The sequence below is a fragment of the Nostoc sp. genome (assembly GCF_036917395.1).
GTDB lineage: Bacteria > Cyanobacteriota > Cyanobacteriia > Cyanobacteriales > Nostocaceae > Nostoc.
Genome location: NZ_JBALDI010000028.1, coordinates 1 through 22,543, shown reverse-complemented (window position 1 = coordinate 22,543; position 22,543 = coordinate 1). Strand labels below are relative to the sequence as shown.

The window sequence follows — 22,543 nt, the reverse complement described above, 5'->3', positions numbered from 1 at the left end:
AATCCACCTTTTATCTCCGTTAACGAGTATTTGAACTGGATGAATCCACCTTTTATCTCCGTTAACGAGTATTTGAACTGGATGAATCCACCTTTTATCTCCGTTAACGAGTATTTGAACTGGATGAATCCACCTTTGATACTCGTTAACGAGTATTTGAACTAGATGAATCCACCTTTGATACTCGTTAACGAGTGTTTGAACTGGATGAATCCACCTTTTATCTCCGTTAACGAGTGTTTGAACTGGATGAATCCACCTTTGATACTCGTTAACGAGTGTTTGAACTGGATGAATCCACCTCATAATTCCGTTCATCCACCTTGTCCCCTTGTCCCCTACTCCCGACTCAATAGGGATTTGAATCAATCCGTCCCCTTTTGACACTCCTGAGATAATAGCCAGAAGTTGGTCTGTTTTTAAGATTAAAGGTGTCCCCCCTGCGAACTTTCCAAATTTTGTAATTGGAAAAGGTCAAAGGCGTTCGGGGTTCGCATACTTCCGGTATATGATTACCAAGTACAAAGTACACCGCACCCCTACCCATAACTTTTACCAAACCGTTTTTATCCACAAGAACTGATGTACTTTCACTAACCCCTATGCCCAAAACACTGCTAGATACACCGTCCTTAATTTGACGGGCAATAAAAGTCATAATTCGACCCATCCTTTCCCGCCTGTCGAAGTGCGTATCTACGATAGTTCCCCTCAAATCGCTCCAATTGAAAAGGTTGTAAGTAAAAGTTATGTCCCGGTAAGGATCTTCCAGTGCGTCTCTAGTTTCAATGCCTTTTTCGGAAGAAGCACAAGCATCATAGACACAATCACTTTGGATCATTGCACCCGCACTGGTGCCACCAACACCACCACCCTTAAGGTAAACTGACTTAACGGCAGCCTCAAGCTTGGTATCTTTCCAGTTGCGGATGTATTCACATTGGTCGCCACCAGCAAAGAAAATCACATCAGCATTTCTGACTTTTTCATAAATCTCAGCTTTGTTTGCTTCTTGCCTATTACGAATCACAAGAGTTTCCACAAACTTTACGCCCCTCATGGCATAAATTAGCCGATTGTAATCGTGATTACCATTAGTGCGGATAACTACAACATTAACTTTAGTGGCGGAGTCAGTACCTCCCCTGACTTCGTTAATCATCCACTGGATGGCATCATCGACATCGGGGCCACCCCCACCTAAGCTCAAGACTGGGCCTGCTAAAGAAGAACGCACATCAAAATCAAAGGAGGGGGAGGGGTGGACATCAACAGTGTCACCCAGAAAGTAGCGTTTCCAGTTTTCGATAAAACGGGTTATAAGGAAGGTTCCCATATTCAACAACTTGATTCCTGTACTTTTCAAGCGCCTTGCTATGCTTGGGAATGCCTTTGTCATACTAAGCTACTGGAGCAAACTGCAATTATTGCTAGGCTGTTACGCATTTTTATTGCTTATTTATCCGGGAAATTCGTCCTTTGTCATTAGTCATTTATCAGTTGTCTTTTGTGAATAATCAATGACAAATGACAGTTTTAACGAAAAAATCTGCAACTTAAATACGTACTAGCTTAACTTTGGCACTAGAGAGGGGAGAATTTCCAGCGTACAAGGCTTGTACTGTTTGTTAACTCAAAATAACGCGGAGTAATCATTTATTCTCTGCCCTACTCTCGGAAAATCCCCACATTGTTTGTGTTCTTTATAGCGCTTCTCCAATGGAAGCAATACACCACGATACACGGTAGGGGCACAGCAATGCTGTGCCCTTACGATCGCTCAAAAAATGATATCCGAAACCCGATTAAATTTGTTCAAATAAAATTTTAGCTCCCCGACTTCTTGAAGAAATCGGGCAGCTATTTACCAGACAATTTGCGATCGCTCCAAGGCAACTCGCTGATATACTTCTTCAGTTTGCTTGGCTAATTTCAGCCAGCTAAAACGCCGCTCTAAATCCTCATAAGCATTATCCACCAGCCATTGCCGATAACCTGGATTTTTCAACACTTCCAAAATTCCCCAAGCTAAAGAATCCGGATTATTCGCCCAAGTAACAATGCCTGTTTTGGTATGTTGCACCACTTCCGGTAAGCCACCAGTATCAGAAACTACTACAGGAACACGAGAAGCAAAGCTTTCTAAAGCCACAATCCCAAAAGGTTCGTAAAGGCTGGGAAATACTGCACAGTCAGCGACAGTTTGGAATCTATCTAAGTATCTATCAGAGATAAAACCTGTAAAATAGCAATGATGCCAAATTCCCAAATCCCAGGCTTGGCGCTTGAAATGGTCAGTATTGCCGCCACCAACGATGACAAGTTTAACGTTACCTCCCATTTGGGAAAGGATCTTAGGTACGGCATTGAGCAATACAGGTACACCCTTTTCATAGGTCATGCGACCGACGTAGTAAACGATTTTCTCATCGTCTGTGGCGAATTGGCGGCGAAAATTCACAGCATGAAAATCTACGTGATGCTGTTTCTTTTCGGCTCGGATACCGTTATAAATGACATCGATTTTGTCCCAAGGACTGTGTAGTACTCGTTCTATTTCTTGGCGCATATAATCGCTACAAACAATAATCCGCCAAGCGTTGAAAGCCAGCAAGTTTTCTTTGCCATTAATATAGCCTTGGATGTCGGTGTGAATACCGTTATAGCGCCCGTATTCTGTAGCGTGAATTGTGGCAATTAGTGGTATTTTGAAATTATGCTTGAGAGCGATCGCAGCATCTCCTACTAACCAATCATGGGCATGAATTAAATCAAACGATCCCTCCTCTAGAATCAACTTACCACCATGATCTCCCATACTCAGGTTGAGATTGACTACCCAGTGGAAAAAGTCATTACTATAGCCGACTGGCACCCGATGCACCTTTACGCCCTCAACTACCTCATACATTGATGCCTGACCAAACTCTGCTGTAATCAGGTGGACTTCATGCCCTAGCTTTACCAGTTCCGGGTACAACTCCGCTACATGCCGCGCAATTCCCCCAACAATCCTCGGCGGAAACTCCCAACTCAGTACTAGTATCTTCATCTGCTAGACCCCCCGACGCTTTACAAATATCTAAAAAACTACATTTATCTAAAAATACAAGGATGCTGAATGCAGTGAGTATGTTTACTAAAATTTTTAGATGTCTTTAACAGTGATTTTGTTAAAGTTTATCAAAGGTTATCAACTGTATGCTATGGATAATAAGCAAGGTCAGGGTAAGCGCATCTTGTCAATAAATCCTCAAAGATGATCAATAAGTAAGCATTATTGATCATGTTTTAGGCGACGCCAAATAGCCCATCATAGACATCGCTTTGAGCCTTGCGAAACAAATCAAACGAGAAACTCTGATTATTCGTTTATCCACAAACCAAGATTTTTGTCAAGACTAATTTAGATGCGCTTACCTTGTAAGCAAGGTATTATTCTAATTCGTAATCACGCTCTCTACGAGACGCTGCGCGTAGCTTGCTTCCCCATTCGCGCTAGCGTCTCCGTTGGCGCAGCCTCTCCGTCAGGAGAAGGAGAAGGGGTACGCGGACTCGCTACCGCTACGCTAACGTAATTCGTAATTAGGACAATTGAGCGCCCGTTTTGCAGCTCAGGCTTTAAGAAGGGGTAAGTAGCTATTCAGTAATTTCTAGGCTTTCAAAAGCATTTGAGCCTGGAGAAAAAGATTATCTAATACCATTTCACTTTAATAATGATACAAATACGTTGGTAGGGGCATAGCAATGTCTATAGGTGTCAACTTAACGTAAAACCGTTGTCAAGACATGATCTTGAATTTACTCACTTACCATCACTCTTGGCGTTACCCCACGTCTAACCCCTCCCCTTGGTAAGGGGAGGGGTTAGACGTGGGGTAAAACGTATGTTGTGTAAGCGTTTGAGCTTAAATTGACACCAATGGGCAATGCCATGCCCCGATGATAAATCTATCTGTATCAGGGTTTTCGTAAATTGGTATAACTCGTTTTCCCAATTTTTCGTTTGAAGCGTCTGAACTTGAATCTGAGTTTGTTTATTTTGATGAATTTGACGAAATTGAGGGCTTTAACTCCCCCAACCCTAGTAGGGAAGGGGGTTAGGTCTTCTTTTATGTTTTTTCAGGTTGAGATGTACCCGCAGCCAATTGTCTCTGAGTAAGCACTCTTAAATTAGCTTTGATCCAAGCGCAGTACTGCCATAAAGGCTTCCTGGGGTACGTCCACTGTACCTACAGATTTCATTCGCTTTTTACCTTTTGCTTGCTTCTGTAATAGTTTCTTCTTCCGGCTAATGTCACCGCCGTAGCACTTGGCTAGCACGTCTTTCCGCAAGGCGGGGATGTGTTCGCTGGCGATAACTTTACTGCCAATAGATGCCTGAATTGGCACTTTAAATTGATGGCGGGGAATTAGTTCCTTGAGTTTTTCTGCCATTGAGCGTCCGACGTTGTAAGCTTTATCCCGGTGTACAATCATCGCTAAGGAATCTACCGGATCGCCGTTAATCATGATATCCAGCTTCACCAGAGGATTTTCACGGTAGCCGATCAGGTGATATTCCATGCTGGCATAACCGCGCGATCGCGACTTCATCTGGTCAAAAAAGTCAGTCACAACTTCCGCCAAAGGAAGTTCGTAAGTGAGGGTGGTTCGTCCTTGGGTGAGATATTTCATATCTTTGAAGATGCCACGGCGATTTTGTGACAACTCCATCAAGGTGCCGACATAGGTTTCCGGCGTAATCATCTCTACTTGGACGTAGGGTTCTTCAATTTTTTCGCGATCGTTGGGAGAAGGTAGACGGCTGGGATTATCGATGTACAGTTCTTCACCTTTCAGGGTGATCACCTTATAAACCACCGAGGGGGCTGTAATGATTAAATCGAGATTATACTCTCGCTCTAGACGTTCTTGGACAATTTCCATGTGCAGCAAGCCCAAAAACCCGCAACGGAAACCAAACCCCATCGCGCTAGAAGTTTCTGGTTCGTAGTGCAGTGCCGCATCGTTGAGTTCGAGCTTTTCTAAGGCTTCCCGCAAGTCTTCAAATTGATCAGCATCAATGGGGAACATCCCGCAATAAACCATCGGATTGGCTTCTGCGTAACCTGGTAAGGGTGACTCCGCTTTTGCCTTACTTAGGGTAATTGTATCTCCTACCCGGGCATCAGCTACAGCTTTAATTGCAGCTCCCAAATAGCCGACTTCCCCAGCGTGCAGTTCTTCAACTTGCTTTTGAGTAGGAGAAAGGACGCCTAACTCATCAATTTCAAATTCTTTACCGGATGCCATTAAATGGATGCGATCGCCTTTTTTCACGGTGCCATCCATCACCCGGAAATACACAATTACTCCCCGGTAGCTGTCGTAATAGCTATCAAATATTAATGCCCGTAAGCGTTCATTTATGGTATTGGGTGGTGGCGGTATCCGCTCGACAACTGCTTCTAAAATCTGATCAATACCAATTCCTTCTTTAGCAGAGGCCAGAATCGCACTACTGCAATCTAGACCGATAATTTCTTCAATTTCGCCAATTACCCGTTCTGGTTCAGCCCCTGGCAAATCAATTTTATTCAAAACCGGGATAATTTCCAGGTTATTCTCTAACGCCAAATATACATTCGCCAAAGTTTGCGCTTCCACACCTTGGGACGCATCTACTACCAATAGCGCTCCTTCACAAGCCACAAGAGAGCGGGAGACTTCATAAGAGAAATCCACATGTCCTGGAGTATCAATTAAATTAAGCACATACTGCTGACCATCCTTAGCTGTGTAGTTCATCCGGGCAGCTTGCAGCTTAATTGTAATCCCGCGCTCCCGTTCCAGATCCATATTGTCGAGAAACTGTTCCTTCATCTGTCGGTCTCCAACAGTGCCAGTAGCTTGCAGCAAGCGATCGGCAAGGGTTGATTTCCCGTGGTCGATGTGAGCAATAATACAAAAATTGCGAATGCGAACTGCGGGAACGTCAGTCATATAGTATCTTTGCCTTAGCAGCAACCAAAGTTAAAAGAGCAATTTACTTAATGTATTTTAATGCTTTCTTAGCCAAGACGCTCCTAGCTTTTAGTGCTGAGTTCCGTTAGCGGATAGCTATGGTTCAGCCCGTGCTGTTAGCGGATAGCTATGGTTTAGCCCGTGCTGAGTTAGGAATGGGGGAGTTAGGAGTTACTATTATCTCCTCTGCCCCTCTGCCCCTCTGCCTCCCCTCTTCACCCCATCTTTAAGTTTTGATCTAAATAGGTGGACTTTTAAGAATATTATGAAAGTCTATTTGTCACTGCTAGTAATCATCAGCTAGGAGCGTACAATAAATGTAAATAAGTACATGTAGGGATCATGTAGGGATCGTGGGTAATTACCACCCGTAATTGCCCGGAATCACTGATTTCTCGGCAAAACTTCTAGAGCCATTGTCTAGTCAGTTATATGAAAAATGCGATTTGAAAGTTAAAGCTGTTACTTTGGTGCTATTTCAGGGAACTATCTAACTGTGCCCTTGAAGATTTTTCAGCGAATTAGCCCAAATGATGAACATAACTACTTTACAAAGCTTTAGACAAAACCAGTTCAGAGTATATCAAATCTATGAATATGCAAGAGAAAACTACCGAAGCGGAAAACACACGAGCCGATAAGGTAGAAATTGCTGTCCGCCTAGACTCCGAGTTATTAAAGCAAATTCAGCATCTCACCAATGATCCAAGTAAAGTCATTGAGGTGGCGATTCGCCAGTGGTTACGGGGTGAAATCCTTAGGGATGACGAACTGACGCGTACCCCTGTACGTACCCCTGTTCCTCCTCGGGGTGAATGGAACGATTGACATCATCAATCAGCTGTCAATGCAAGTTAAAAAATGAAGTTTGCCAATCTAGATTTCAGAACAACAAGAAATACCCAATAAAATGAAAAAGCTGTAAAAATTTCTGCATAAATTTGAGCAGCTTTAGTAAAATTACGGTCGGATACCCTTTGTCTATCCAACTCAATTAATGACTATTACTGCCAATTCCCAATTGCCGAATGTATTTTCCCAAAATCTGGAATCTATCACCAGTAAGACTGATGGCTCATTACCAACTTTAGGAGCCGAGTTGGTGTATACGCAAGATGGGGCAGGGCGCTATCTGACCTTTTGTTGGCAGCAGAGCGAACTCCTGGGGTTAAATACTGAAAAAGTAGTTGACGATCTGAACCAGTCCCAAACCTTTGCCCCAGTGGATAAAGTTACTTATTTGGAACGATTGCAGCGAATTTTGACAAGTTTGATGCCAGAAAGGTTTCAGTGTTGGTTTAGCTACCACCAGAAATTATTTGAATTGGACTTAGTGATTAGTCCGATTATGCCGAGTTTGGGAACTACTGCCACTACAGTTTTAGTGATGGGACGGTTAGTGCAAGCGACACTAAACAAAAAACAAGTGCGTGTGGCATCAAAAACGCCCACACAAATAGAGTTGGCTTTACGTTCACAGCAACACCAAAAACTGGTAAATCGCATTACCAGAAATATTCGCCGGACATTGGATTTCGATATTATTTGGCAGCAAACAGTTGACAGTTTGGGGAAAGCATTGCGGCTTGAGCGCTGCATTATTTGTCGTCCTTACCAGCCTTGTAGCTTAAAAGTGAAAGTGATGGCTGAGTATCATCAGCCAGAACTCAACTCAATCATACTAGGCTCAGAAGATATAGATATAGCTTCTGAGCCTGCCTTTGCTCAGGCTTTGACAACCCTAGAACCAGTTGTGATGGAAGTGCCTGGATACACAGAGTCTAGGCGGCAGAAAACTTTGGTGATTGCGACTTGCTATCAAGACCAGCCGAATGGATTGGTTGCCTTGAATTGGCAGGATGAATGCTACACATTAACAGAATCGGAATTAGAACTGGCAAAAGAAGCAGCAGATCAATTGGGAACTGCGATCGCACACGCTACTTTATATAAAGAATTAGAAGCAGCGCGTCAAAAAGCCGAAGAAGCTTCCCGCCTCAAAAGCGAGTTTCTAGCTAATGTATCCCATGAAATTCGTACCCCCCTCAACGGGATGATCGGCTTTTTGAAGCTGATTTTAGAAGGGATGGCAGATGATCCAGAAGAACAAAACCAATTTTTGACAGAAGCTCACCAATTATCGATACATCTGCTGAATATCATCAACGACATTTTGGACATTGCCAAAATTGAAGCGGGCAAAATGGACCTAGTTTACGCTCCAGTCAAGCTAGATGAGCTATTCAGTGATGTAGAAAGTTTCATGCGTCCCCAAGCAGAAATGAGAAACCTCAGCTTCCGGATGCAAATGCCTGCTACCTCTGATGAAATCATTGTCCTAAGCAACTACCAACGATTGCTACAAGTTATGCTCAATTTACTAGGTAACGCCATCAAATTTACCCATGAAGGTGGCGTCACTGTCAGTGCCGATTTAGTACTCAAAAAAGCGAAGCCGAACTTTCAAGGTCAGGAATTTCCTGGCATGGTGAGAGTCCGTGTGGCAGACACTGGCATCGGTGTTTCTTTGGACAAACAAGATAAATTGTTTCAATTATTCTCTCAGGTGGATGGCTCCCGCACTCGCCAGTACGGCGGTACAGGTTTAGGACTGGCAATATCCCAGAAGCTAGTGGAGGCAATGGGCGGCGAGGTACATTTTTATAGTCTGGGCGAAGGACTTGGTTCAACAGTGACATTTACAGTGCCACTATATCAACAGCCAGTTATGGTTTCATCTAGTGATAGCGACTCAACAAACAGTGTTGAGTGCTGAGTTAAGAGTTAGGAGTTAGGATACTTGGCAATACTGGGTTTGAAGTTTTAAACATTATTATTTAATAACAAAATTGGGAATTGGAGATTGGAAAGAATTCCGTCTTTAGTCCACAAAAAAATTGTATAATTATAGGCTGGGTTGAAGAAAAAAACACAATAAACGCCTAAATGTTGGCTTTTGCTTTGCTCTACTCAATTTACGAAAAATAGTATTTTTGACTTCTTTTTGCGGTGACGTATAGTTAAGAGCATTAAATCCTGCGTTCGTTGGACTGCAAAGCAGAATCTAAAGGCTAGAGTAAAGTAAGAGGCTCACACCAACGTAATTACTGTCTTCTTTATCAGACGCCCTCTCTAGGCAGCCTCAACTCTTGGAGAGGCTGCGCCAACGAGTCCGCCTAGAGAGTGTCATTAGTAATTACGAATTACGAATTGTTAATGCCCAATGACGCCACTTGCCTCAACCGGGGGAACTCCGGCAACGCAGTGGCTCCCCAATGCCCATCATTAACTTAGCAGGTCTAAAACTATGGAACTCACAATTGACAACGTTGAAACAGTCTTAGATGAAATGCGCCCTTATCTGATGTCTGATGGCGGCAACGTGGAACTCGTAGAACTCGATGGGCCTGTTGTAAAACTGCGGTTGCAAGGTGCTTGTGGTTCTTGCCCCAGTTCTGCAATGACCCTGAGAATGGGTATTGAGCGCCGCCTCAAGGAAATGATTCCCGAAATTGCAGAAATTGAGCAAGTGGTGTAAAAGTTAGGAGTTAGGAGTTAGGAGTTATGAGTTTTGAATCAACTCCTAACTCCTCATTCTTAACTCCTAACTATTCTTATGTCCCATCCTCTTTACATCGCTTTTATCTGGCATCAACATCAGCCGCTGTACAAATCTCCTGGCAGCGGCGTTTCGCTATCTTCGAGTCAGCAGTACCGTCTACCTTGGGTACGTTTGCATGGGACTAAAGATTATTTGGATTTGATATTGCTCTTAGAGCGGTATCCTAAGTTACACCAAACGGTGAATTTAGTTCCATCGCTGATATTACAACTTGAAGATTATATTGCTGGTACTGCTTTTGACCCTTACCTCACAGCCTGCTTGACACCGGATGAACAACTCACCCAGCAACAGCGGGAATTCATTATCCAACACTTTTTCGATGCCAATCACCACACCCTGATTGACCCCCATCCCCGCTATGCCGAGTTGTATCAGCAAAGACAGGAGAAGGGGCAAGCTTGGTGTTTGGCAAATTGGGAATTACCAGATTATGGTGATTTGCTAGCTTGGCACAATTTGGCTTGGATCGATCCGCTTTTTTGGGATGACCCGGAAATTGCTGCTTGGTTAAAACAGGGACGGAATTTTACTTTAAGCGATCGCCAGCGCATTTATTCCAAACAGCGAGAAATCCTCAGTCGGATTATCCCCCAACATCGGAAAATGCAGGAGGCGGGGCAGCTAGAAGTTACCACCACGCCTTACACTCATCCGATTTTGCCCTTGCTAGCTGATACCAACTCTGGTCGGGTAGCTGTGCCCAATATGATACTACCTGAGCAGCGATTTCAGTGGGCAGAAGATATTCCCCGCCACTTGCGGAAAGCTTGGAACATTTATAAAGACCGCTTTGGACAGGTACCTCGTGGTTTATGGCCTTCGGAACAGTCAGTAAGTCCACAAATACTTCCAGACATTATTAACCAAGGATTTAAGTGGATATGTTCAGATGAAGCCGTCTTAGGGTGGACGCTGAAACAGTTATTTCATCGGGATGGGGCGGGGAATGTGCAGCAACCAGAACTGTTGTACCAACCGTATCGCCTGCAAACCGCAGAGGGCGATTTGTCAATTGTGTTTCGTGACCACAGATTATCAGATTTGATTGGCTTTACCTACAGTGCGATGCCAGCAAAACAGGCAGCAGCAGACTTAGTGGGACATTTGCAAGCGATCGCTAAAATGCAAAGAGATAGTCAAAGTGAACAACCTTGGCTAGTTACCATCGCTTTGGATGGGGAAAATTGCTGGGAATTTTATCCCCAAGACGGCAAACCCTTCCTTGAAGCTTTGTATCAAACTTTGAGCGATGAACCCCACCTCAAACTCGTCACCGTATCTGAATTTCTGGAAGAATTTCCAGCCACAGCCACTATTCCCGGAGGACAACTACATAGTGGTTCTTGGGTAGATGGCAGTTTCACCACTTGGATCGGCGATCCTGCGAAAAATCGTGCTTGGGATTACTTGACAGAAGCCAGGAAGCTGTTAGCAAGTCATCCTGAAGCAACGGAAGAAAACAACCCACAAGCGTGGGAAGCATTATATGCCGCAGAGGGTTCTGACTGGTTTTGGTGGTTTGGTGCAGGACACTCTTCAAATCAAGATGCCATCTTTGACCAGTTATTTCGAGAACATCTGTTTGGCATTTACAAGGCATTAAATGAACCTGTACCGCCCTATCTCAAGCAACCAGTGGAAATCCACGAAGCACAGGGAAACCACACCCCACAAGGGTTTATTCATCCCGTCATCGATGGTAAGGGTGATGAACAAGATTGGGACAAAGCTGGACGCATAGAAATCGGTGGGGCACGGGGGACGATGCACAGTAGCAGTGTCATCCAGCGACTTTGGTATGGAGTGGATCACCTCAATTTTTATTTGCGGCTGGACTTTAAAAGTGGCGCAGCACCAGGGCAGGATTTGCCAGGAGAGTTGAATTTGCTGTGGTTTTATCCAGAAAAAACAATGGTCAACAGCCCAGTTCCCTTGGCAGATTTACCAGATGCAGCCCCACTTAATTACCTTTTCCATCATCTTTTGGAAATTAACTTGCTGACACAATCGATTCAGTTTCAAGAAGCTGGAGACAATTGTCAATGGCATCCCCGTTTCAGTCGCGCTCAAGTAGCAATAAATAGTTGTTTAGAGTTGGCAGTGCCGTGGGCAGACTTGCAAGTTCCGCCAGATTATCCGTTGCGCCTGATTTTAGTGCTTGCGGATGAAGGGCATTTTTCCAACTACTTACCAGAAAATGCTTTGATTCCCATTGAGGTGCCTTAGAACTCACTACCCTTGGTGTCACAAAATACTTATACCAATTCTTTGTGAAGCTGCACAAAACCAGGCTTGGTAAAACTTGGGGCAAAATTCCCTTGTTCTATGTAACCTCACAGGTAATCAGTATTAGTCCAGTGGGCGTGTAAATCTGGCTACTATCTCAATTAATAAGACTTGGGGCTTAACAAGGGGATTTTGCCCCTTGTTAAAGGTCGGCATTGTGCTCCTACAGTCGATTCATGTGTTGCAAAGATTTTTGGAAAACATATTTAATTCTTTCTTGTCAATCCGTAAGTTCTACAAAAATTTATTTTTGCTTTTTGAATTTTTAACAGAAAAGTAATGATGATTTAGCGAAGATGCAGTAATTGTACTGTTGCCAAGAAATATTTGTCGTAAAATTAGAGACATGTCAGAGTAAATATCCTATACTAATGAATCGCTTTTCTCAGAAAATAACGAATTCTCAAGAGAGCATTTCACAGCAAACTCAACTTGGTCAGATGTGTGGTTCCAAGAAGCTATTTCGCGATCGCTATGAAATATTGCAAATTTTGGGTAGAGGTGGTTTTGGCATTACCTTTTTAGCCAAAAATACCATATTACCTGGCAAGCCCCTGTGTGTTATTAAACAACTTTGTCCGAAAGTGACTAATCCGCAAAGTTGGCAAAGGGCATGTATGCGCTTTGAAAAAGAGGCAAGAACTTTGGGTCAACTCGGTAGTCATTCGCAAATTCCCATGTTATTAGACTACTTTCAGGCGAATGGAGAGTTTTTTTTAATTCAAGAATACGTACCGGGTTTGACTTTGGCACGAGAAGTGCGGCAAACTGGGCCCAAAGGTGAAACCTCAGTTAAACATTTTTTACAAGAATTATTACCAGTATTACAGTATCTTCATCAACATCGTGTAATTCATCGGGATATTAAGCCCCAAAATTTATTACGGTGTGAGGATGATGGGCGGATAGTGCTGATTGATTTTGGTGCGGTGAAAGAGCAATTAGTTGACGTTTGTGAAAAGTCAATCAATCAAGCTGTAAACACCAATTTTATTGGGACTAGAGGATTTGCACCACCAGAACAGTTTTCTCTACATCCAGTTTATGCCAGTGATATTTATGCACTGGGTATAACTTGTATTTATATGTTGACTGCTAAAAATCCTTTAGAGTTTGAGTACGACGCGAATTCTGGTGAGATATGCTGGCAAAAAGAGGTAAATATTAGCAACAGTTTCGCTCATATTTTAGGAAAAATGGTGAAAGTTACGTTAAATGATCGGTTTAAGACTGCCGATGAAGTGATGAAAGCTTTAAGTAATAAAAGCTATTTGCCTACTTTGGCTAACTGTCTAACTATCCAAAAATCAAATAATAAAAGTATTACACAATACGAAAATTCTCCCGAAAATCCTGATGTATATATACCACCTATTGCCAGAACTGCTAGTGCTATTCGGAAATGGAGAGCAAAGCTCAAGTAAACAAGGTGACAGAATTAAGTTGAAGCTTTATTTGGCTAAGGTATCAAATGAATAATTAGTTATAGGCGATTTAAAATATTAAAAACAAATATAGTAAGCATTTTGACTAGATTTCATAGTCAGTAATGGTTAATTAATCAGGGTTTAACTTAATACTTAGTCACTTGTCGCTTGTCAATATACAAGCAAAATTACTAGGGCTAATATTTCAGAAAAAATTTCTATTCAGATTATTATATAATCGAAAGAATAATTAATCCTATGGCTCTCGTAGTTTTCCACAGATAAGGAAGACTGACTACTATTTACAAACGCTAACGATATAAGTAATTCCCCAATCCCCAGACAGGGTTTTCTACCACAAGTAAGCGAGAGTCAATTTTCTTAAGGGAAAGTTAGGGGCATTAGCCTAAGTTGTCATGCAGTCGCGCCTGTCAGATCATGATCTGCTGCTTAAATCCCGATTGCCCAAATCCCCTGAATCCCAATGGAAAGAAGTTTTGCCAAAGTTGTAGCACCCCATTGGTGTCACTTTTAAGAAATCGCTTCCGTGTCATCCGAGTCCTTTCAGATGAGGGGGGATTTGGCAGAACCTATCTATCAGAAGACGTAGATAAACTCAATGAACGCTGTGTTATCAAGCAATTAGCTCCAAAATTCCAAGGAACTTGGTCGCAAAAAAAGGCGATGGAGTTGTTTGCAGAAGAAGCGCAGCGACTACAAGACCTTGGGGAACATCCCCAAATTCCGACTTTGCTAGCTTACTTTGATCAAGATGGCTGCCTATATTTAGTGCAGCAGTTTATCAATGGGGAGAATTTGTTAAAGGAGTTGCAACAGCGCAAGGCGTATAAAGCTAGTGAAATTCAATCTATTTTGCTAGATTTACTGCCCATCCTCAAATTTATCCACGATCGCAAAGTGATTCATCGGGATATCAAGCCAGAAAATATTATCCGCCATAAAAGTGATGGGCGATTAAGTCTGATTGATTTTGGTTCGTCAAAGCAATTCACCGCCAGAGTTCAGCAGAAATCTGGCACATCCATTGGTTCGCATGGTTATTCTCCCCTAGAACAGATTAGAGATGGTAAAGCTTTTCCCGCCAGTGACTTATTCGGTTTAGGGGCTACCTGCTTTCATCTGCTAACGGGAAATTCCCCCTTTCAGTTGTGGATGGAATCTGGGTACGCCTGGGTGAGTAATTGGCGACAATATTTGCGGAGTCCATTAAATCCAGAGTTGGATTTTGTGATCGACAAGCTTTTGAAAAAAGACATCCAGCAACGTTACCAGTCAGCCGATGAAGTCCTCAGGGACTTGACTCCAAAACAACTACTTGCACTACCACCAGCCGGGAAATCCTCTGGAAAAATACCACCAACTAAAGCACCATATTTACCAAAAAGTTATCCCTTACTGAGAATTTTAATTCTGGTAAGTGCTTTGATTCTGTTGTTCGGATTCCAAAAATCTTGGTATAAAGATTTTCGCCGGATTCAGACCAGTTTAGTCTCTAGGCTTCAGCACAATAGCCCTGGTAAAGATGAAGCGCTTTTAGGTCAACCGCCAAAGATTACCTTGGCAAAGGTTTCCTTAGTTAACACCCTCCAAGGACATGGAAACTCGGTTTTATCTGTCGCCATCAGCCCCGATGGCAAAACCATTGTCAGCAGTGGCGGCGATGTCTACGACGGGCTACGCCTACGCACCATCAAACTTTGGAATCTAGCAACCGGAAAAGCAATCTCTTTACTCAACGGGCATTCTCAGCAGGTAAATGTCGTAGTCATCAGCCCAGATGGCAAAACCCTGGTTAGTGGTAGTGATGATAACACCATCAAAATTTGGAATTTGACAACGCGAAAGCAAATTCGCACTTTGCAGGGGCATTCTGACTCAGTTCATGCCCTAGCCATCAGTGCTGATAGCGAGACTCTAGTTAGTGGCAGTGATGACAACACCATCAAAATCTGGGATTTGGCAACAGGAGAGCAAATTCGGACACTGGCAGGGCATACATTTTGGGTGCGATCAGTAGCCATCAGCCCCGATGGTGTGATTCTTGCCAGTGGTAGTTTTGACAAAACTATCAAAATCTGGAATCTAACAAAGGGATACCCAATCCGCACACTAGAAGGAAATTCTCAAACAGTAACAACCGTGGCAATTAGCCCAGATGGGAGAACTTTAGCCAGTGCTAGCCGCGATCGCACCATCAAACTTTGGAATCTACCTACGGGAAAAGAAATTCGCACACTGGCGGGACATGGCAACACTGTCACATCCGTAGCCTTCAGTGCCGATGGTAAAATTCTTGCTAGTGGTAGCCGCGATCGCACCATCAAACTCTGGAATCCAGCCACAGGAGAGGAAATGCTCACATTGGCAGGGCACACCAACACTGTGACATCCGTCGCCTTCAGTCCTGATGGCAAGACCCTTGTCAGTGGTAGTGAGGACAATACTATTAAGATTTGGCGGTTGTCTCAGTGAGGAGGAATCATCCTGGCAGAGGTTTTGCCTATGTAAAACCTCTGAGAGGTCTTTTATTCGACATAAAGCGATAGTTTCAAATAACCTAAATTATCAGAAGATAGTCAATCTGTATTTACCGAGTTCATCTGGATTCCAATATTTTAATTATTAAGCCCACCCCTGACCAAAATCACTGAATTTTTGAACCAGAACTGATCGCTGCGGAAATATTGCTTTCACTTATCGGCATCTGTCATCCCTAAAGACGTAATTTTTAGTTTTAAAAATAAATATTTTCCCTTCTGGAATCGAGCTAGCTTTAATGCGATCGCTAACTACACTATTGCCTAATTTGCCATGTATCGGAATCTATATGTATACCAAAATGCTTATTTGGCTGATCACAAATGTAACTTTAAGCAGATTTATATTTGCAGCTAAAGATTGATGCTGGTTTTATCAGAATTTAATAAACTTTAATTAAAATTAAGAGCAATTTAACTGAGGAATGTGATCGTGAAACGCTTTAATGTCTCTAAAATTCTGGGAAGTAGTGTTCTAGCTTTAACTTTGGCTACGTTGCCCACAGTTCTACCTGCTTCTGCTCAGACAACAACTACTCCTGATACTAGTGTTACAGATACTACTACAGGTCGCACTGCTACTGACGGAAATCATCGGGATGGTGATTGGGGTTTACTGGGCTTGCTCGGTTTATTTGGTTTATTTGGTCGCAAGAGCCGCAGAGGCGATGATATTGCAGGTGATTCTAATGTGGTAGGCTCCTCTGGCTCCCGTTCTAACTTTTAATAAGAAGTTGCATTGTAATTTTGCGTAAGTTCTAAAGATAATTATGGGTAAAGCCTGCATTGGCAGGCTTTGTTTGTGTGTTTACATTTTTTTGTATACATATAATTGCTAAAAAATGGAAGATTCAGTATTTATTATATTTCTCGCCTTTGGATGTATTTGGATTTTGATGGGAGTTGTAGGTTGGATTGCGTTTTTAAAATCTGAGGGTGAGGAAATTAAGTTTGGCAAGTGGGGACTTATAGTTGCTATTCCAATCCTAATACCAATAATTGTTACTTTAATTATTGGTATATTTTATCATTAACTGTTAATTGCACCCCTAACCAAAATCACTGTACTTTCTATACCAGAGGCGATCGCTTCTGGAATATTACCTTGAATCGCTTGCTGTAACAATCCCTCATGCGAAGCTCCCAAAACGACAACATCGTAACCTTCGGTTTTCACTAAGTTAATTACACCTTCCGCTACTGAATTCGCTTGGACTGGGAGAGCAACTACAGTACTGGATAATTGGCAACGACGCATTAAATGGCGGATGGATTTTTCAAAAACTGACATATCTGGCTTGTGTTCAGATGGCTTAAACACTTGTGTCAGGCGAATTTGCGGTTTACTTCCCAATGTAATTAAAGCTGGTAGCAATTTAATCGCTAACGGGGAATTGGGGCCACCAGCCATTGGAACTAGCCAGCGATTGAAGGAGGGCTGAGAATGAAGTGTTGATTGCACTGTAGTGCCTAATTTTACTAACACAACTTCGCAAGTGGCTTGGCGAATCACGGTGTCTACAACGTTGCCAAAAATCCGACCAGGGGTAGATGTGCTACCTTTCCATCCCATCAAAATTAGGTCGATGTGTTGTTCGTTGATTATCTCCAAAATTGCCTGCGCGACATCGTGAGTAACTCGAATCTGCGTGTGCAGGGGGATTTGCCATTTTTTTGCTAAGACTTCCGCCTGTCGTAGCAAGCGGCGACTTTTTGCCGTTCTTACATGTGTTTCCGATGGGGAACTGTGGCGCGATACCAGCATTACTTGCACACACTCTATTTCATAATGGCGATCGCGGGCAATAGCTGCTGCGATTTGTAATAAAATAGCTGCTGTTTCAGGATTAGCTACTGGCACTAATAATTTACCAGTGCCGGTACTGGGCGATCGCGTTTGGTAAACTACATAAGAAGGTTCTGGTCGCAGTTTAAAAGTCCCGTTTTCACAATTGAGATGATCTGCTTCCGCCCGAATAATATCTGCACGGGTAATAATCCCAATCAGTTTTCGTCCGTCCACCACTGGTAAGCGACTGATTTGATAGCGATCAAGTAAATACAGCACATTCCCCAAGGTGTGGATTGATGTTACTGTCATCGGGACAGGGGTCATAATTTCTTTTAGGAAAATATCATTGGCTAAGTTGCGTTCGCGGATTTTCAGCAAATCTGTTTGCGTCACAATCCCTACTAACTTGCTATCTTCTACCACCGGGAAACCGCGATGATGGGAACGGGCAAAGGACTGCATTGCTTCTTCCAAGCTCATCTGTGCATCTAGAGTTTCCACCCGTTTTTGCATTACATCTTTTGCAGTTAACTTGGTTAATGCCCCCTCCATAGGAACTTCTTTAGCGAGAGTGATCCCCTTTAACTCCAAAAGCTTCTCATAAAGCGAACCAGGCACTACCTTATCCGCAACCAGATAAGCTGCTACACAAACAATCATCAAAGGTAGCACTAGATTGAAATCTGTAGTCATCTCGAACACAATCACAATTGCTGTGATTGGCACTTTGGAAACAGCGCTAAAAAATCCACCCATACCCGCTAAGGCGTAAGTAGTAGGAGAACCCACTCCGGTGATGTATAACTCAGATACACCGATGATGTGTCCTAAACAAGAACCCAAAATCAGACTGGGAGCGAATAATCCCCCCGGCGCTCCTGAACCAAATGCTACCAGTGTGAGGATGAACTGAGCCCCAAAGGCGATCGCGGCTACGGTAGGATGGGAACCTTCAGTAATTAAGGACTCCCGTAATCCCGTATTATCACGAAAGGATGCGGGGAGCATTGCCACTATCACACCAGAGGTAAATCCAGCTAAAGCTACCCGCAGTGGTAAGCTAATATGTAATTTTCTATAGAATTTAATACTAAATATTAAGCCGCGATTAAACAATGCACCCAACAAGCCTGCCAAAATACCCAATAGTAAGAAAAAGGGAATTTCTGGGAGTGAGAATTGGCTGGAAGATTGCGTCAATTCTAGATTAAGGTCAAGAGAGCCACCACCTAAAAGTCGGGATATCACCCCACCGATAAAGGAGGCGATAATCGCAGTTCCCAGAGTCAATCCTGATAAATCCTGGAGTAACTCTTCAACGATAAACAATACACCTGCGATCGGGGCATTGAAAGCAGCTGCCAAACCTGCACCCGCACCTGCTGCAATCATTTGCCGCCGATGATCAGGGGAAGTGGGAACCCAGCGACTCATCCCTGCTGCCAAACCTGCCCCTACGTGGACGGTGGGGCCTTGCCGTCCCAGAGTCATGCCCGAACCTATGACGATCATCGCACTAAGTAACTTCACACCTGCTACCCGCCAGGATAATGTCACAGGCACATTGGCTAGAGTTGCTTTGACTTGCGGAATACCGCTACCATTCGCCTCTGGTGCCAACCTTTCTACCAACCATCCAGCTAGAAACCCTAAAATAAGACCAATTGCCGGTAGTGCTAGCCATGCCGGTAACAGGTGGGCACTATGGACTCGCCATGTCCCCAGCAATCCTGATCCCACTTTCAGGAACACCGCAGATAGGGCAGCAACCAGACCGATCACACAAGCTTCGGCGATCGCTAAACCTCTTCTAGGCTGCCACCAGGTGCGAAAGCGCTGATTCATACCAATTTTGGATTTTAGATTTTGGATTTTGGATTACAAGTCTCTTAATTCCCTAATTTTTAAGGAGGAAAAGGGAGGATAAAGCCTTAACCCAAGTGTATTGGACTACACAAGTACTGTCTTCAATTAGGAATTAGGTAGCTTGCTTCTCGCCTCTAGCGAGTATTACGTTAGCGTAGCGTCATTACGAATTATTTAATTGCTTCTCCCCGTGGTGGATAGCCCTTCTACTATCAGAGATGGAGTATAACAAGAACCATTCCAATCAGCATCGTTGCCCAGTGCAACCAATTGCTTCAGGGCTGTGTAGACATTACCTGCAACCATCGTATCTTTAACGCGCCCAATTACCTGACCATTTTGCACGCGGTAGCCTAAATCAACGTTGATTGAAAAATCTCCAGAAATACTGCCGCCATCACCCAGCATTTGATCCACAATCAAGCCATCATTTAGTTGTTGAATTAAATCTGGTAGTGATGCCGAACCTGGCTGGATGAGAAAATTAAATAAACCAGGAGTGGGATAGCTACCTAAACCAGGGCGAAAACCATTTCCAGTGGTGTCAATACCCAGTTGGACTCCGGTGGTGCGATCGCCATAAAAACGTTGCAAAGTCCCGTTTTGAATAAATACTAAAGATTGAGTCGGAGTGCCTTCATCATCGAAAGGACAACTGTAAGGGCCCGCTTCCGGGTCTTGGTAGAGGGTGAGGCTGGGTGCAACTACTTGCTTGCCCAAACGTTCTGCCCAAGGGGAAGCTACTTCTAAAACTCGCTTACCATTCAAAGCTTCTTGCACAGTACTCCAAAGCATATCGGCGGCTTTAGAAGTGAACAAAATCGGGACACGACCAGTAGGAGGTGAGACATTTTCTCTGGCCCAAATTAACCTCTGTAAAATTTGATTAGCTAATCTCTCAGGGTGGAGTTCGCCCCGCCTGGTTTCACCATCGGAAACACTTAAAAAATCATCGCCACGCACCAATTCTGCTGATATATAGCAACTGAGGGTAGTGTCGGTGTAGTGACAATCTAAACCTTTGGTATTGATTAGTCTAGTGGTTTCAACATCACATTCCCAGTCACCATTGCACACAACATCGGCATTGGCATCACGGATGAGTGCGATCGCTTCTTTGCCCCAGTCTACCAAAATCTCTATCGGCACACTTTCCCCTAAATCTGGGTAGGAGGGTTGAAAGTTAGAGCCTAATTCTACTGTTTCTGGTTGATTTAGTTGACTTAGTGCCAGAGCTTTTTCTACCATCACTTCGGCGAGGACAGAACCGTAAGCCACCGTAAGTCCCGGACGCCCGTTTCGCCAAAGCCGCAATGCTGTGCCTTCAGATTGATTGGTTTCTAGCTGTTTGAGTCGGTTTGCCTCAAAAAACACTGGACGAGAAAGCGATCGCGACTGATACACCTCAGCAGCTTCGGCTCCAGATTTTATCGCTAGTTCCAGCAACTGTTCGGCTAGTGTATCTTGTGACAAATTTTCAGAAACCATGACCCTTAGTGCATTGTGGATTTTGAACCGCATATCAACGCTGTCTCAAGAAAAGTGCGATGTCTACGACGGGCTATTCGGCGTCGCACTTTTTGCTGATGGACGCAGATAACTATCAAAAAATCATCAACGTGTCTTTGCAGTTGTGATTTGGAACCGCAGATCAACGCTGATGGACGCAGTTAATTATCCCAAATCATCGCCATGTCTTGACGGATCTTAGCGATCGCTATTTTCAGTTCTTAATCATTAGTCATTCTCTGCCCATGCCCTATGCCCCAATACGCTTGGCATAAGCCTATTTTTCTTCCCCTGCCTCCCCTGCTCCTCCTGCTCAAGAACAGCCTGCCTACACTTTTCTTAACCCAAGCGTATTGCCCCACTCCCCACTCCCTACTCCCCACTCCCCATTTTCAGAGGTTAACCTCTTGCAACAGCCAAAAACCAGCAAAAGATTCTGCTTTGGGATCAGACTGGATACCGATAAAATGCACCCCGTTAGCTTTTTGCTTGGCTTGTTCAAAACCTTTGGCTTCTGCTAAGATTTGAGGTTTTTTGATATTTGCCACAATCCAGCTTTCAGTTACACCAGTTTCTAAAAGCAATCTCGCCTCTTCGCTGCTGTCAAATTTTAAGAAAGCCAACTCCAAACCAGACATCCAGCCTGCCAAAGGCAACGCTCTAGATGAGAAAATCAAAATACCAGGAATACGGGCTTCGGGTGAAACTTGCGCCAACTCTAGGGGGAAAGCTTCACCAAAGCCAATTTCCCACTCTGGCATATCTGCAAAATCCGCAGCATCTAAGGTAACAAATACCCACTGCTGTCCTTCCAAAGCATCTGGTAAACGTTGCGGCAAAGGTTTTTCCAAACGGACTGAGGGATTAGTCCCCCCTTGATACCCTGGTTCTTCAGGATACACTTCCTCCATCCGCTGTTCTAACCATTGGTTGAGAACCAAAGTGCGGCGGCTAGGCTGGGCGGGAATGCCTATATCTTGGCAAGCTTTAGTAATCATGTTGTTCATTTGGCGGCGGAAAAAGCGGATTTTAATTGGTGCTTTTCCAGCTTGGTTAATAGCCTCCTGCAATGCTGTCCGCAACCAGCCCGAATTTACCTGGGTACTGGGACAATATTGAGCATAGCGAAACAAAGAATCTGCTTTTGTGCTGATATCCAAGGGACTTTCGCAGACTAAGATTTCCCAAATTTTTTTCTGATTAGCGTCCAATATCGGACGGGAGTAAAAATCGATTTCCCAAATACTGCCCATGTTTTGCGGTAAAAATCTGGCTGTTATGTTTTCCTGATATTTTGATCATACGAGTGTTAGGGCAGCATTGGGCATTGGGCATTGGGAATGCAGATTTTGAGTCTTTGAGGTGGATGAACGAGTCTTTGAGGTGGATGAACGGAGTTCTGAGGTGGATGAACGAGTCTTTGAGGTGGATGAACGAGTCTTTGAGGTGGATGAACGGAGTTCTGAGGTGGATG

At 43.7% G+C, this 22,543-nt stretch carries 15 protein-coding genes; 9 read left to right on the top strand and 6 right to left on the bottom strand.

The window, feature by feature from the left end; genetic code table 11:
• Positions 1-349: 349 nt before the first annotated feature.
• The 3 genes from V7K46_RS10950 to lepA all read right to left on the bottom strand — a co-directional run bounded on the left by V7K46_RS10950 (position 350) and on the right by lepA (position 5,985).
• Positions 350-1,399: a cyanophycinase gene (locus V7K46_RS10950; protein ID WP_335112938.1), complete on the bottom strand. Its 1,050-nt coding sequence runs from the start codon at positions 1,397-1,399 to the stop codon at positions 350-352.
• Between the two features lie 465 nt (positions 1,400-1,864).
• Positions 1,865-3,052 carry a glycosyltransferase family 4 protein gene (locus V7K46_RS10945; RefSeq protein WP_335112936.1) on the bottom strand — a complete coding sequence of 396 codons (1,188 nt, stop codon included), beginning with the start codon at positions 3,050-3,052 and terminating at the stop codon, positions 1,865-1,867.
• Between the two features lie 1,121 nt (positions 3,053-4,173).
• Positions 4,174-5,985 (bottom strand): translation elongation factor 4, encoded by a 1,812-nt coding sequence (lepA, locus tag V7K46_RS10940; RefSeq protein WP_335112934.1) that lies wholly within the window; start codon positions 5,983-5,985, stop codon positions 4,174-4,176.
• A 119-nt stretch (positions 5,986-6,104) separates the two neighbouring features.
• On the opposite strand from lepA, the gene V7K46_RS10935 reads away from it, so the two are divergent.
• The 9 genes from V7K46_RS10935 (at position 6,105) to V7K46_RS10895 (ending at position 16,936) form a co-directional block, all read left to right on the top strand.
• Positions 6,105-6,236: a hypothetical protein gene (locus V7K46_RS10935; RefSeq protein ID WP_335112932.1), complete on the top strand. Its 132-nt coding sequence runs from the start codon at positions 6,105-6,107 to the stop codon at positions 6,234-6,236.
• Between the two features lie 361 nt (positions 6,237-6,597).
• Positions 6,598-6,834: a hypothetical protein gene (locus tag V7K46_RS10930; protein WP_334795530.1), complete on the top strand. Its 237-nt coding sequence runs from the start codon at positions 6,598-6,600 to the stop codon at positions 6,832-6,834.
• Positions 6,835-7,003: 169 nt separating this feature from the next.
• Positions 7,004-8,782, top strand: coding sequence for an ATP-binding protein (locus V7K46_RS10925; protein WP_335112930.1), 1,779 nt, complete (start codon positions 7,004-7,006; stop codon positions 8,780-8,782).
• Positions 8,783-9,313: 531 nt separating this feature from the next.
• Entirely contained in the window at positions 9,314-9,544 is a 231-nt protein-coding gene (locus tag V7K46_RS10920; protein ID WP_012408256.1) for a NifU family protein, read from the top strand.
• Between the two features lie 78 nt (positions 9,545-9,622).
• Positions 9,623-11,857, top strand: a complete 2,235-nt coding sequence (locus tag V7K46_RS10915) for a glycoside hydrolase (protein ID WP_335112928.1) — start codon at positions 9,623-9,625, stop codon at positions 11,855-11,857.
• A 431-nt stretch (positions 11,858-12,288) separates the two neighbouring features.
• Positions 12,289-13,341 (top strand): serine/threonine-protein kinase, encoded by a 1,053-nt coding sequence (locus V7K46_RS10910; protein WP_335112926.1) that lies wholly within the window; start codon positions 12,289-12,291, stop codon positions 13,339-13,341.
• Positions 13,342-13,782: 441 nt separating this feature from the next.
• Positions 13,783-15,837, top strand: coding sequence for a serine/threonine-protein kinase (locus V7K46_RS10905; protein WP_335112924.1), 2,055 nt, complete (start codon positions 13,783-13,785; stop codon positions 15,835-15,837).
• A gap of 498 nt (positions 15,838-16,335) precedes the next feature.
• Positions 16,336-16,629, top strand: coding sequence for a WGxxGxxG family protein (locus V7K46_RS10900; RefSeq protein ID WP_335112922.1), 294 nt, complete (start codon positions 16,336-16,338; stop codon positions 16,627-16,629).
• A 115-nt stretch (positions 16,630-16,744) separates the two neighbouring features.
• Complete coding sequence (locus V7K46_RS10895; protein WP_335112920.1) at positions 16,745-16,936, top strand: hypothetical protein; 192 nt, start codon at positions 16,745-16,747, stop codon at positions 16,934-16,936.
• Here V7K46_RS10895 and V7K46_RS10890 read toward each other — a convergent pair.
• From V7K46_RS10890 to V7K46_RS10880, 3 genes are all read right to left on the bottom strand, one after another.
• Positions 16,933-19,539, bottom strand: a complete 2,607-nt coding sequence (locus tag V7K46_RS10890; RefSeq protein ID WP_335112918.1) for a chloride channel protein — start codon at positions 19,537-19,539, stop codon at positions 16,933-16,935. The two genes, V7K46_RS10895 and V7K46_RS10890, sit on opposite strands and share 4 nt — an antisense overlap.
• A gap of 195 nt (positions 19,540-19,734) precedes the next feature.
• On the bottom strand, positions 19,735-21,048 hold the full coding sequence (locus tag V7K46_RS10885) for a TldD/PmbA family protein (RefSeq protein ID WP_335112915.1): 1,314 nt from the start codon (positions 21,046-21,048) through the stop codon (positions 19,735-19,737).
• A 413-nt stretch (positions 21,049-21,461) separates the two neighbouring features.
• On the bottom strand, positions 21,462-22,322 hold the full coding sequence (locus tag V7K46_RS10880; RefSeq protein ID WP_335112913.1) for a Tab2/Atab2 family RNA-binding protein: 861 nt from the start codon (positions 22,320-22,322) through the stop codon (positions 21,462-21,464).
• Positions 22,323-22,543 lie beyond the last annotated feature (221 nt).

Coding starts and splice junctions, on each gene's coding strand:
- V7K46_RS10930 (WP_334795530.1), top strand. CDS start 6,598: ATGAATATGCAAGAGAAAACTACCGAAGCGGAAAACACACGAGCCGAT.
- V7K46_RS10885 (WP_335112915.1), bottom strand. CDS start 21,048: ATGGTTTCTGAAAATTTGTCACAAGATACACTAGCCGAACAGTTGCTG.
- V7K46_RS10880 (WP_335112913.1), bottom strand. CDS start 22,322: ATGGGCAGTATTTGGGAAATCGATTTTTACTCCCGTCCGATATTGGAC.
- V7K46_RS10890 (WP_335112918.1), bottom strand. CDS start 19,539: ATGAATCAGCGCTTTCGCACCTGGTGGCAGCCTAGAAGAGGTTTAGCG.
- V7K46_RS10935 (WP_335112932.1), top strand. CDS start 6,105: ATGGTTCAGCCCGTGCTGTTAGCGGATAGCTATGGTTTAGCCCGTGCT.
- V7K46_RS10895 (WP_335112920.1), top strand. CDS start 16,745: ATGGAAGATTCAGTATTTATTATATTTCTCGCCTTTGGATGTATTTGG.
- V7K46_RS10905 (WP_335112924.1), top strand. CDS start 13,783: ATGATCTGCTGCTTAAATCCCGATTGCCCAAATCCCCTGAATCCCAAT.
- V7K46_RS10920 (WP_012408256.1), top strand. CDS start 9,314: ATGGAACTCACAATTGACAACGTTGAAACAGTCTTAGATGAAATGCGC.
- V7K46_RS10915 (WP_335112928.1), top strand. CDS start 9,623: ATGTCCCATCCTCTTTACATCGCTTTTATCTGGCATCAACATCAGCCG.
- lepA (WP_335112934.1), bottom strand. CDS start 5,985: ATGACTGACGTTCCCGCAGTTCGCATTCGCAATTTTTGTATTATTGCT.
- V7K46_RS10910 (WP_335112926.1), top strand. CDS start 12,289: ATGAATCGCTTTTCTCAGAAAATAACGAATTCTCAAGAGAGCATTTCA.
- V7K46_RS10950 (WP_335112938.1), bottom strand. CDS start 1,399: ATGACAAAGGCATTCCCAAGCATAGCAAGGCGCTTGAAAAGTACAGGA.
- V7K46_RS10945 (WP_335112936.1), bottom strand. CDS start 3,052: ATGAAGATACTAGTACTGAGTTGGGAGTTTCCGCCGAGGATTGTTGGG.
- V7K46_RS10925 (WP_335112930.1), top strand. CDS start 7,004: ATGACTATTACTGCCAATTCCCAATTGCCGAATGTATTTTCCCAAAAT.